Here is a 12,054-nt window from a genome sequence, read left to right as displayed (position 1 = left end):
GTTGGGTCGGATGAATTACCGTACGGATGGTTCCACCTGCGCCGTCGAAAGTCTCCTCCAGATGCACCCGGACATAGCTCGGGCCCTTGCGGTCTGGGAGGAGGAGCCCCTGGACCGACGTCTGGTGGCCTATGTGGTTCCGGCTGGGCCGGGCCAGTCGATCGATGAGGCGGAGCTCGGGAAACACCTCGCCGGCACACCGCACAGCCCGGACGCCTTCGTCGAGTTGGCCGAGCTCCCGCAGGACGAACACGGTGGAGTGGACTCGGCGGCACTGCCGGCGTACGTCGTTGCCACGGACCTGCTCGCCCTCTGGGGGCGGGAATTCACCGATGCCCATGTCACTCTGCACGACGAGTTCTTCGAGCTCGGCGGATACTCGCTCCTCGCCGTTCGGCTCACCGTCCTGATACGGGAGAGGTACGGCATCGACCTGCCGCTCGCGGACTTCTTCGATCTGCCCACCGTGCTGGATGTGGCTGAACACCTTGTCGCCCGAGGCGCGTCTGCCGCGGCGTCCCCACCCCTGGATGCGGCGCCGCCGAGCATGGACGAACTTCTCGACGAGATCGGCCAGCTCTCCGAGGAGGACGTCCTCGCCCTGCTGGGGCCGGACTCCGGCATGGAAGCAGCGGACCCGGCAACCGGACCGTCCCACCCGTCCTCGGCGACTGTCGTGCACCACGCTTCCGTCCACCGTGAGAGCGGGCCGGACCGTGCAACAGCCGAGACACGGACCAGAGGCGGTATCTGGACCATTGAGCTGACGGGCGATGAAATCGGGCAGGTCGAAACCCTGATTCGACAGCTCCTGACGGCCCATCCGACGATCAAGAGCGACGGTTTCCTTGAGGACGTCGTGCTCTGTGCGCAGGAGATGCCGCGGACCATACGTCGCCAAGCCAATGAATTCCGGCTCCACGAGCCGGCCGGAGGCTGCCTGTTCACCGGCCTACCGGTGAACGATCAGCAGATCGGGGACACTCCCGCGCAGTGGGGAGGACAGGCGGAGGGCCAAGGGGCCACGCGCCGCGAGGACGCATTCCTGCTGATGTGCGCTTCCTTGCTGGGCGATCCCATCAGTTGGGCGACCCAACAGCACGGCCGGCTCATCCACGACGTGATCCCCATCGCTGGGCACGAGCTTGAGCAGATCAACTCCTCGACCTCGGCACCCCTGTGGTGGCACACGGAGGACGCCTTCCACCCGTTCCGCGCGGAGTACGTGGGACTCATGTGCCTGCGGAACCCGGACGCGGTGGAGACAACGTACGCGGTCTTCGACGACCTGAACCTCCCCTCGGAGATCCGCGCGACCCTCTTCGAGCCGAGGTATGTCATCCGGCCGGACGAGTCACACCTGCCCAAGAACCGGGACACCAACAGCCGGCTGGACGCCCCCGCGGAACTGCTGCAGCGCAGCTTCGCCTGGGTCGAGCGGATGGCCACGGCGCCGGAGAAGGTTCCTGTGCTCTTCGGCGACCCGAACCAGCCGTACGGACGGCTCGACCCGTACTTCATGGACCGCGTCGACGGGGATCCCGCAGCAGTGGCAGCCTTCGACGCCCTGACAGCGGAGATCGACGACAAGCTGAGCGAAATCGTACTCAGCCCCGGTGACGTGCTCTTCATCGACAACTACAAGGCTGTGCATGGCAGGAAGCCATTCACAGCGCGCTTCGACGGCCGCGACCGGTGGCTGCGCAGGACGAACGTCAGCCGCGACTTGCGTAAGTCCCGCGGCGCCCGGACCGCCTCGGGCTCCCGCGTCATCTTCTGAAGCCCACACGGCCCCGTCTCCTCTTTCGCCTGTCACCGCGCGCTGCGAGAAGGCGTCCACCAACGGAAAGGCACACGACCGGATATGAAGAAGTACCGGCTGATGGTACCGGGACCAACCCCTCTGCCCCCGCCCGTTGCGGCGGCTGCGATGCTGCCCCTTGAGGACGAACGCACCCAGGCGTACGCCGAGGTGTTCACTCGGGTGCTGGAGAATCTGCGGCGGCTCCTGGCCACCGACAACGACGTGCTCCTCTTCACCTCAAGCATGACCGGAGCCTTCGAGGGCGCGCTGCAAAACCTCCTCTCCTCTGGCGACGGTGTGCTGGTCGTCAGCAACGGTGCGTTCGGGGAACGCTGGGCAGCCATGGCCGAGGCCTACGGGCTCAAAGTCACCGCAGTCCGGCATGAATGGGGCCACCCCTGGGATCTGGAGCGCATCGCCGCGGCCGCCTCCGACACACCTGGCCTGCGCGTGGCCGTCGGCGTCCACTGCGAGACGTCCACCGGCATGGTCAACGACATCCGCGGCTTCGCCGCCGCGACCGCGCCGCTGGTGACCGTGGTCGACTCCGCCTCCGGGGCTGGTGCCTGCGAGCTGCGTACCGACCAGTGGGGAATCGACGTTGTCGTCGGAGGATGCCAGAAGGCCCTGATGACACCGCCGGGACTGGCCTTCACCAGCATCAGCGAGCGGGCCTGGGCACTCCACCGGCAGGCCCGGCTGCCCCGCTTCTATTTCGACTGGACCGAAGCCCGCGAGGCCTTGCAGGCCGAGGTGCCGCGCACCCCGTGGACGCCTGCCATCTCACTGATCAACCAGCTGGACGTGGCACTGCGGCAGATCCACGAGGAAGGCATGGACAACGTGCTCGACCGCCATGTCCGGCTCGGCCGTCTGGCCCGGGCCGGAGTCCATGGCCTCGGGCTGCGGCTGTTCTCCCCGGATGAGGACCGGCACGCGGCGGTGACCGCCGTGAAACTACCCGCCGACATCGATGGCGACGCATTCGTGAACCTGCTGCTGGAGCGGTACGGCATCCAGCTCACCGGATCGCAGGGCCCGTTGCAGGGGACGGTGCTGCGATTGGGGCACTGCGGGTTCGTCGACGCCTTCGACGTCCTCACCGCGCTAGCGGCGATCGAACTGGGGCTGGCCGAGCTCGGTCACACGGTCGCGCCCGGCAGCGGCGTCGCCGCGGCCATGCAGGTACTGCGATGACGCCCCCTGTCGTGAACAGCCGTGAACACTGTGCCATCTCATCCGGTGCTCCCTGGACGTCTCGGACCCTCGGTCTCCCGGTACGTGATCACCGCCGCCCAGAAGCGTTCTCGCGAGTGGCCGAAGGCCTCGCCCGCACCCTCGCCATCCACATAGCCTGAAAGGGAGCCACTGTCATGGCCCTGGTCTCCGAAGACCGACCGCCATACGGCACCCCAGCGGAGACATTCGAGCCCGCTGGATCAGACGTCCCTCGGCTTCTTGACGTCTGCGTATTCTCAGGAGCGGTGGACGACAGCCACGCCGGCCAGGACGGTGTCGACCTTCCGCTGTCCCCCGAGGCCGGCGCTGTGCTCGCCCGGTACTCCCGCGGTGACGACGACACAGCACTCGATGTCCTTCTCGCAGTGGTGGCCATCCTGCTGCGTCGCTACCACGGTGACGGTCCCGTCGCCTTGGACGTGCCGGCTGCGGACATAGGAATGCCCGGACACACCGGCACGGCCTCCCTGGTAGTCCGGTTCGCCCGCGGGAACACCCTCCGGGACGTACTGCTGGAGGTGCGGGACCTCGTGGCCGCCCTGCGCGACGGTGCCAAGGGTTCATCCCTCCCCGGGCCGCCCACCCTGAAGGACCGGCCCCTGCGAGCCGACGTGCTCGTGAGCCTCGGCTCCCCCGAGCCCACGACGGTCGACCACGACGTGACCATCACCCTTGGCGGCCGTGATACGGACACACTGCGGATCAGCAGTCCCAGTGGACGGGTTCCGGGGTGGTTCCGGAGCAGCATCGGCGCCCACTTGATGAGCCTGATCGGCCTGTTCGAGGACAGCGGTCGACCGGCCTCGTCCGTGGAGGAGGTGGTGCGCGAGCACGTGGAGGAGGCCGTCCGCGGCTTCAACGCCACGGAGCAGGACTTCTCAACGGATCGCACCGTCCTGGAACTGTTCCGGGAACGAGTGCGCCTTGCCCCCGAGGCCGAGGCGGTCATCAGTGCGTCACGCATTCTGTCCTTCGCCGACCTCCGTCGTCACTCCCTTGACATCGCACGGGACCTGCGGAGGCGCCTTGGGGTGTCGGAGGGCGACGTCGTCGCGGTCCTGACGGCCAGGGACCACTGCGCGGTCACGGCGGTGCTCGGCATCATGGAAGCCGGGGCCCGCTACCTTCCGCTCCACCCGGAGTGGCCACAGGACAAGACGCGGCACATCCTCGCGCAAGTCGGCGCCCGGGCGCTCCTCGTGCATGAGCGCCTTGCCGGTCCCGCCACAGCCGCCCTGGGGCTACCGTCGCTGGTGCTCGCACCGGATGCCGGCCCAGGGGCGCCGGAGGCGGAAGCCGCGCACGAGAAGGCAGGAAACGCACACACCGGCATGCCGGGGCTGCGGGATCCCGACGCCCCAGGACCCGATGACATCGCGTACATAGTGTTCACTTCCGGAACTACGGGTGTGCCGAAAGGTGTGGCGGTCGCGCACCGGGGCTTGAGCAACACCGTGCTCGATCACATCGAGCGCTTCGCGATGGTCCCCACCGACCGCTATCTACAGTTCATGGCAGCCTCCTTCGACGGATTCCTGCTCGACATCTTCTCAACACTGTGCGCCGGCGCTGCACTTGTCATCGCCGACGAGGACACGATCCGTGATCCGGGCGCCCTCATGGCGTGGAGTGACAAACACCAGGCCACGGTCTCCACGATCACCCCGTCCTATCTGAGGCTCCTCGACCCCGCCCGGCTTGCCGGTCTGCGCATTCTGGTCTCCGCGGGTGAGGCGATCAGCCCCGAGCTGGCCGCCCGTCTCGCACGGCACACGACGCTCTACAACGGATACGGCCCCACCGAGGCGACGATCAACTCGACCCTGCACCGCATCGATCCGCACCGGGGCGAGACATCCGTGCCAATCGGTGGACCCAGTGCCAACAAGAAGATCTACGTGGTGGACAACGGGCTGCGACAGCAGCCCGTGGGGGTCGTCGGGGAGATCTGCATCGCAGGCGTGGGACTCGCCGCCGGGTACGTGGGCGACGAGGGTCTCACGAGCGAAAAGTTCGTGCCGAATCCCTTCTCGGGCGGTCCGCGGCTCTACCGGACCGGCGACTACGGGGCCTGGACGCCGGAGGGCGAGCTGCTGTTCCGGGGGCGGTCGGACAACCAGGTCAAGGTCAACGGTTACCGGATCGACCTGAAGGAGCTGGAGGACGCTCTTCGGGCCCACCCCGAGGTCATCAGCAGCTTCGCCACAACGTTCACCACCTCCCATGGCACGGACGAGATCGCCGTCTTCTTTCGAAGCGACACCCTTGACGAGGAGGGCGTCCGAGAACACCTGGCGTCCGCGATCGCCGAATACATGCTGCCGCACAGGGTCGTCGCGGTCCCCGACTGGCCGCTCACCGTGCACGGCAAGACGGACGGTGCCGCCCTGCGACACCTGTTGCGGAACCAGGACGTGCTGAGGAAGAAGACCATCGGGCGGCTGACACGATGGCTTCACGAACGCGCTGTGCCCACGGCTGCCCCTCCCGCGGCGATCGCCGGCGAGGTCACCGCTCTCACAGCCGAGGAGCGTGCGTCGCTCCCCGCCTCACCTTCTTCGTGAGGTTCACCGAATCCCCGGCAGACACCGCTGTTCCTCTGCGCAACAAGGCAGACGGGCAGTGCTGGGTTCCCGTTCTCTCGGCGGCCTCTGAGACCTGGTCGTCGAGATACTCGCGCACACCACAAGGAGAGACCAGTGATCGACGCCCAACTGCCCGACAGCTTCGATGATGAGGACCGCGGCACGTGGAGCCTGCTCATGGAGGACTTCCGCACCCGACTGCGTCAGCATGGCTGCGCCCAGGCACAAGCCGGGTTCGAAGCACTGGATCTGAGCGAGCACATCGAGAGCATGCATGCCGTGGACAAGCGGTTCTACGATCTGTCCGGCTGGCACATGCATCCGGTGGAGGGGCTGCTGTCGGGCTCGCACTTCTACGGGATGCTGCACGACAAGCGTTTCCCCACCGCACCCGCCATGCGCAAGCGGTCCGAACTGAGGTTCGCGGAATTTCCCGATCTCTTCCACGACGTGGTCGGTCACCTGCCGATCCTCGTCGACCGCACCTATGGCGACTTCCTCACCGGCCTCGCGGAAATCGCCCTGAGGCACCTCGACAACGAACCGGTCATGAAGGCCCTGGCCCGTTTCTACTGGTTCACCACCGAGACCGGCCTCGTCAAGGAAGCGAGCGGTGTCAAAATCTTCGGCGGAGCCACCCTCACCTCAAGTGCGGAAGCGGCCAATGCCATGGATAACCCCGCGCTCCAGACCCCCTTGACCGTTTCCGAGGTCTTCGCCACGGACTACGACATCTTCGACCTCCAGCAGAAATACTTTGTCGCCCCGTCCTACGAGGGCCTGGAGGGTCTGCTCGACGAACTCGAGGAGGCCGTGAATGCGCTGCAGACCCTCCATGTCTGAGCGTGAGAAGGCCGCCGAGCTGTCGCAGAAGGAGATCGAGGACCGGCTGGCCGAGCTACCCGGCTGGTCCCCCGACGGCGACCGGCTCACCCGTTCCTACCGGCTCGCCTCGCATCCCGCGGCAACGGCCCTGGTCGTTCACATCGCCCGGGTCCAGGATGAGCTCAACCACCACTCCGACCTCACCCTCGGCTACGACACCGTCGCCCTGAAGATCACCACGCACTGCGCCGGCAGCAAGGTGACCGAGAGGGACTTGGAGCTCGCCCGGCGGGTGGAGGCCCTCGCACCGGCGCACGACGCCTGCTGAGCCTCCGGCTCCCCGCCGCGCAGCACCTGTACCGCTGCGACGGGCCGGCCTCGTCGCTCATCGGACCGACGGGGCTGGTCGAGCCCTTGGATTCGGATCCCACCGAGCGGACGATGGAGAGGGCAGAACCATGGACGGTCACGGCGACGGGTTACGGCACTACCGGCCGCTGGAGCACTGCGAAGGCCCGCTGGGCGGAAAGGCCGAGCGATTGCGGACGCTGCTGCGAGCCGCTCTGCCGGTGCCCAAGGCGTTCGTACTCAGCCACGAAACCCTTGATGCACTGGATCCGGGAGAATTCCTGGCCGAGACACGAAACCTGCTGCTCACCGGGTTCCCCAGGGGGTCTGCGGTGGTTGTCCGCAGTTCTGCGACGGGTGAGGACGGCCCCCTGGCCGCCGCGCCGGGGGTGTACGACTCCTACCTGAACCGCCGCACACCTCGCGAGGTCGTCGAAGCGGTGCGCCGGGTGCGAAAGGGGCTGCACGCGGCTGACGCCGAGGCGTACCGACGCTTGCGGAGAGACACCCGGCAGCCTGAGATGAACGTCGTCGTGCAGCGAATGGCGGCATGTGCCACTTCCGGGGTCCTGTATACCCGGGACCCGCTCTCCGACGAACCCGCCATGCGTGTGGAATCGTCCGAGGGCCTCGGTACGCCAGTCGTCGCCGGGCTGGGCTGCGATCACTCGTGGGTGATCCCCCGCCCAGGGCAACATGCAGCGTGGGGGCCAGAGGGATGGGAAATGCCGGAGGAGGGCACTCTGTCCGACCTATTGACCTGTCTGGCCTCCACGGTGGAGCAACTGTTCCACCGGCCGCAGGACGTGGAGTGGGGGCTGGAGAACGGTGCTCTGCGAGTGTTCCAGTCGCGTGACATCGTTGGGTTCCCGGCCCCGCTTCCACCGCCTCACCTGCGGCCCGCGCCGCATCCCGGCGGGGTGCCGGTGTCGCCCCTGTCCCGGGGATACGCGGTCGGGTCCGTGGCCGCGGCCGGCAAGCATGCCATCGGCCCCGGGGAGATCGTTGTCCTCGATTCGATGCCGACCGCCGCGGAGCTTGAGTCCCTGCGCAACGTGGGCGGGCTTCTCCTGCGCCGCGGCAACGCGCTGTCGCACTCCGCCGCTCTCTGCCGGGAATTGGGCATCCCCATGGCGCTGTTGCCGGAGGCGTGGACGGAGCAGCGCGGGGAAATGCTGCTGGATGCGGTTACCGGCCGGTTGACGCGGCTGTGCGAGCTGCCCGCGCACGACCAAGGGCTGGCCGTCCGCGCGGCGAAGCGTCGGTCGGGCGATGCCGCACCAGGCCCGTCAGCCCTGGACCGTGCGGCCACCCTCACTGTTCCAGTCCTCGCCGTCGTCGACCGTGGTGGGCGCGGTGTCGGACGCAACGGACACCGAGACAGTGGAACCGGCCTGGAACCCGGCGGACGGTACGGAGCCGGAGGTGCCGTGGCCCGCGAAGCCGACGAGTGACAGCAGGCCTGCGGAGAGGAGGGCGGTGGCGCCCTTGACGACGGAGCGAAGACTGTAGAGTGAAAGGATCATTGCGAGGTCTTCTTTCTACGGTGAAGCCGGGTGATGCAATTACCTTCGCAAGCCTCACTGGATGGCCGAGCAGGGCTGGATGATCGCCGATCTACGCCCGATGACCAGTCGATCACAGCGGCTGTCGACAGCTCGTCATCCAGTGCCTGGCGAGTACGGGAAACTGACACCCCGTAGAACCGTAGATTTCGGTCGTGGACCACGACCGGGCCGACCGAACACCGGGGATTCGCTGTTCGCGGCCGGACGTTCCTCGAACGGGCGGATACCGCCGGTCGAGGCACGCCTTCACGCGAGTGTCACGCGAGACGATGCCCGATGCGGCCGTCGACCCTACCGTGGGTGACATGGCGGAGATCAGCGGTTTGAGGCGGGGGACGCGGCCCCGGATCGGTGTGCTGGACGCATTGGGCGTGGCGCTGCTGTTCGTGTCGTCGGCCGCGGCCGCCTCGGTCGTACGGCACGGGCACCAGTTCTCCCTGCGGTGGCCTGTCGTGGCGCTGGCGGGTGTCGGTTGCGTTGCGTTGTTGTGGCGGCGCGCTCACCCTTTCGGCGTACTGACGGTCGCGGTTGCCTGCGGTGTGGCCTTCCAGGTGCTCGGGATTCGGGAGAGTCCGCTGGTGATCAGCCCGGTCCTGGTGTCGGTCTACAACGTGGCCGCGCTGACCGACCGGCGGGCCACCTGGGCCGCGGCATCGTTTTCGGCTGTCGTTCTGGTGGGCTCCGCCGTGATGTCCGACCCGCACTCATGGCTGGCGCCCGATAATGCGGCGATGCTGGCGTGGACGGCGCTGCCGGCTGCTGTCGGGGACGGGGTGCGCTCACGTCGCGCATACGTGGTGGCGGTGGAGGAGCGGGCAGAACACGCGGAGCGCACGCGTGAGCAGGAGGCGCAGCAGCGGGTGGCGGCCGAGCGGGTGCGGATCGCGCGCGAGCTGCACGACATCGTCGCGCACCACATCGCCTTGATCAACGCCCAGGCAGGCGTGGCCGTCCATCTGGTGGAACGGCGGCCGGAACAGATCCTGGCCGCTTTGGAGGACATCCGGGACACCAGCCGGTCCGCGCTGGACGAGCTACGGGTGACCGTGGGGCTGCTGCGGCAGTCCGGCGATCCGGTGGCGCCGCGTGATCCGATGCCGGGCCTTGCGCGCGTACCGGCGCTTCTGGCGTCGCTCGAACGCGCCGGCCTGACCGTGAGCCATACCCGGCGGGGCATCGCCGAACCGCTGGCGCCGACGGTCGACCTGGCCGCGTACCGCATCGTGCAGGAGGCCCTGACCAACGTGCACAAGCACGCCGGCGCCGACCATGCGCGATTGTCCCTGCACTACCGTCCTGAGCGGCTGACGATCACCGTTGAGGACGACGGACGGACCGGAGGGAACCACGACCTTCCGGGGACGGGGCACGGGCTGATCGGGATGCGTGAGCGCGCTTCCACGGTCGGGGGCTGGCTGTACGCGGGGGTGCGCCCGGAGGGCGGCTTCACCGTGACGGCCGAACTGCCGCTGCGTCCGGGCCTGGTGATGGGCAAACCACCGAAGAAGGATGGGCATGACGATTCGCGTACTGCTTGCCGATGACCAGGCCCTGCTGCGGGGTACCTTCAGGATGCTGTTCGACTCCACGGACGACATGGAGACGGTGGGGGAGGCGTCCAATGGGCAGGAAGCACTGGATCTGGCCCGTGCGGAGAGCCCCGATGTGGTCCTGATGGACATCCGCATGCCGGAGATGGACGGCCTTGAGGCCACACGGCTCATCAGTGAGTCCGAGGACCTCACGGGGGTGAAGGTGCTCATCCTGACCACCTTCGAGGACGACGAGCACGTCGCCGACGCGCTGCGCGCCGGTGCGAGCGGTTTTCTCGGCAAGGGGGCCAGGCCCGAGGAGCTCCTCGACGCCGTCCGCACGATCGCCGCCGGCGAGGCACTGCTGTCCCCGTCAGCGACGCGTGCGCTGATCAAGCGCTTTCTTGCGCAGCCGGACCCGTGCGCGGGGGACGTGCACGAGCGGCTGGAGTGCCTGACACGGCGGGAACGCGATGTCGTGGGGCTGGCGGCACTGGGGCTGTCGAACGACGAGATCGCAGAACATTTCTTCGTCAGCCCCTTGACCGCCAAAACTCATGTCAACCGGGCCATGACCAAGCTGGCGGCTCGTGACCGGGCGCAGCTCGTCGTCATCGCCTATCAGTGCGGCCTGGTCAGTCCGGCAACGGAATCCGGGCGTCCGCAGGCGTCCGAGTAGTCGTCGGCGCGGTATGCGCATGTCGTCGCGGTCGTAGGCAGGCGTGGCGGATACCGCAGCCGTGGTAGCCGGGAATCGCTGCGAGGGGACGATGTGCTGGGGGCCGTTCCTGGGCGAAGGTGAGAGGGCGAACGGAGGTTTCGCCATGATCGAAGCCCACAGCCCGACCAAGCGGTACAACGCCGAATCGATCAAGCCGCACAACGCGCGCCGATCACACTGCTCGCCGCCACGGTGACCATGGGCGTGGTCTTCACGGCCGTCGTGCTCGCACCGATGACCGCGGCCCGCGTCGCCGCCCTCTTCGGCGGCCGAGCGGCCCTCTCCTCCCAGCACCTGACCACACCGCCGGACCGACTGGGCCCGGCTCACCACCCCCTACGCGGCCGCGGCGACCACGCGACCGGCACCCCAGCACAGGAAGGACCCATTCCCATGCTCACGGCAACCGCGAGGATCCGCACCACCAGTGAACGACCGGCAGCCTGCCCCACGCGCCGGGACGGGGACGACTGCCGTGCAGCCCTGCCCGTACACCTCTCCCTTCTCCACGACGCCCTGGCCGACAGCAACGGCCGGACGTCCGGGGACGGCCGGGCCGAAAGCCGTGGGGCACCCTGCCGACGCAGCCCGGCCCGCACGGCCGGGGCCACGCACCTCACCCTGTCCCAATGGGTCAGCAGGACCGCGAGGATCGGGTCCCAAAGCTGACGCGAATGCAACGACGAACCCGGGCGGCCCGGCACAGGGCCCCCGGGATGGGGCGGTCCCAGGCCTTGTCGATCACCGACCGATCCGATGGAGACGGCGGAGGCCCGGCTCGCCTGCCGTTCCACCGGTTCCGCCAGGCGTCATGCTCATGATGGCTGGATGGCTGGATGGCTGGATGGCTGGATGGCTGGATGGCTGGATGGCTGGCTAGGCTGCGGGCATGAGCGATGTGTACGCCGTGGATCTCGCCCTGGACCTCAGGGCCTCCGTATCGAGCGCCGTGCTTGCCGATCTGCGATGGCATCTCGGCACCGAGGACGCGGCGGAGGGTTCCGCCGACGGGATCGGCGACATGGCTCCCCTGCTCGCGGAGCGTGGACCCGCGATGCGCATCGGCGGGGTCCTGGTCGGTGAACTGGCCCGGACGGCCGACGGATGGTCCCTGACGGCACGTCAAGAGGTGCATGCGGAGCTCCTGCCCGAGCTGGACTCGTTGGCAGAGCGGCTCGCGTGGCATTCCCGCACCGAGGGGGTCATCGGGCAGATCCGCTTCTACGAGGAAGAGGTCCCCGACCTCCTGGTCAACAGGGCAGGGGAACTGATGAGAACGGCCCTGGCGCCCAGGGGAGAAACGTCCCGCTGATCACTCAGCGGTCACACGTCGGCCGATGCAGTCGCAGGGAACCCCTGTGACAGACGCGCGACAGCCGAGGGGTGTGATGTGACGGGGCCACATCATGGGAGACGATCTCGTTCGGTCCTT

General features: G+C 68.0%; 10 protein-coding genes. All 10 read left to right on the top strand.

Going from position 1 to position 12,054, the window contains the following annotated elements; all coding sequences use genetic code 11:
• Nucleotides 1–61: 61 nt before the first annotated feature.
• Nucleotides 62–1,780: a guanitoxin biosynthesis L-enduracididine beta-hydroxylase GntD gene (gene gntD, locus OG507_RS11595; RefSeq protein ID WP_327367106.1), complete on the top strand. Its 1,719-nt coding sequence runs from the start codon at nucleotides 62–64 to the stop codon at nucleotides 1,778–1,780.
• 150 nt (nucleotides 1,781–1,930) lie between these two features.
• Nucleotides 1,931–3,001: a pyridoxal-phosphate-dependent aminotransferase family protein gene (locus OG507_RS11590; protein WP_327367105.1), complete on the top strand. Its 1,071-nt coding sequence runs from the start codon at nucleotides 1,931–1,933 to the stop codon at nucleotides 2,999–3,001.
• Nucleotides 3,002–3,288: 287 nt separating this feature from the next.
• On the top strand, nucleotides 3,289–5,607 hold the full coding sequence (locus tag OG507_RS11585) for an amino acid adenylation domain-containing protein (protein ID WP_327367104.1): 2,319 nt from the start codon (nucleotides 3,289–3,291) through the stop codon (nucleotides 5,605–5,607).
• Between the two features lie 135 nt (nucleotides 5,608–5,742).
• Nucleotides 5,743–6,471: a hypothetical protein gene (locus tag OG507_RS11580; protein ID WP_327367103.1), complete on the top strand. Its 729-nt coding sequence runs from the start codon at nucleotides 5,743–5,745 to the stop codon at nucleotides 6,469–6,471.
• Entirely contained in the window at nucleotides 6,464–6,781 is a 318-nt protein-coding gene (locus OG507_RS11575; protein ID WP_327367102.1) for a 4a-hydroxytetrahydrobiopterin dehydratase, read from the top strand. Before OG507_RS11580 ends, OG507_RS11575 begins: the two co-directional genes overlap by 8 nt.
• A 130-nt stretch (nucleotides 6,782–6,911) precedes the next feature.
• Entirely contained in the window at nucleotides 6,912–8,255 is a 1,344-nt protein-coding gene (locus tag OG507_RS11570; RefSeq protein ID WP_327367101.1) for a PEP/pyruvate-binding domain-containing protein, read from the top strand.
• A 419-nt stretch (nucleotides 8,256–8,674) separates the two neighbouring features.
• The gene (locus OG507_RS11565) at nucleotides 8,675–9,913 is read left to right on the top strand and encodes a sensor histidine kinase (RefSeq protein ID WP_327367100.1); all 1,239 of its coding nucleotides are present in this window, start codon (nucleotides 8,675–8,677) and stop codon (nucleotides 9,911–9,913) included.
• Nucleotides 9,885–10,580, top strand: a complete 696-nt coding sequence (locus tag OG507_RS11560; RefSeq protein WP_327367099.1) for a response regulator transcription factor — start codon at nucleotides 9,885–9,887, stop codon at nucleotides 10,578–10,580. Before OG507_RS11565 ends, OG507_RS11560 begins: the two co-directional genes overlap by 29 nt.
• Nucleotides 10,581–10,820: 240 nt before the next feature.
• On the top strand, nucleotides 10,821–11,291 hold the full coding sequence (locus OG507_RS11555; RefSeq protein WP_327367098.1) for a hypothetical protein: 471 nt from the start codon (nucleotides 10,821–10,823) through the stop codon (nucleotides 11,289–11,291).
• 220 nt (nucleotides 11,292–11,511) lie between these two features.
• A complete protein-coding gene (locus OG507_RS11550; protein WP_327367097.1) occupies nucleotides 11,512–11,934 on the top strand; it encodes a hypothetical protein in 423 nt (140 codons plus the stop codon).
• Nucleotides 11,935–12,054 lie beyond the last annotated feature (120 nt).

Origin of the sequence: Streptomyces sp. NBC_01217 (genome assembly GCF_035994185.1) — a bacterium.
Taxonomy (GTDB): Bacteria; Actinomycetota; Actinomycetes; order Streptomycetales; family Streptomycetaceae; genus Streptomyces.
The sequence above is the reverse complement of the archived record's forward strand: the minus strand, read 5'-3'. Positions and strand labels throughout refer to the sequence as shown.

Bases quoted from the DNA above. Each gene is read 5' to 3' on its own strand.
- OG507_RS11555 (WP_327367098.1), top strand. From the start codon at position 10,821: ATGGGCGTGGTCTTCACGGCCGTCGTGCTCGCACCGATGACCGCGGCC.
- OG507_RS11565 (WP_327367100.1), top strand. From the start codon at position 8,675: ATGGCGGAGATCAGCGGTTTGAGGCGGGGGACGCGGCCCCGGATCGGT.
- OG507_RS11590 (WP_327367105.1), top strand. From the start codon at position 1,931: ATGCTGCCCCTTGAGGACGAACGCACCCAGGCGTACGCCGAGGTGTTC.
- OG507_RS11570 (WP_327367101.1), top strand. From the start codon at position 6,912: ATGGACGGTCACGGCGACGGGTTACGGCACTACCGGCCGCTGGAGCAC.
- OG507_RS11560 (WP_327367099.1), top strand. From the start codon at position 9,885: ATGACGATTCGCGTACTGCTTGCCGATGACCAGGCCCTGCTGCGGGGT.
- OG507_RS11575 (WP_327367102.1), top strand. From the start codon at position 6,464: ATGTCTGAGCGTGAGAAGGCCGCCGAGCTGTCGCAGAAGGAGATCGAG.
- OG507_RS11550 (WP_327367097.1), top strand. From the start codon at position 11,512: ATGAGCGATGTGTACGCCGTGGATCTCGCCCTGGACCTCAGGGCCTCC.
- gntD (WP_327367106.1), top strand. From the start codon at position 62: ATGCACCCGGACATAGCTCGGGCCCTTGCGGTCTGGGAGGAGGAGCCC.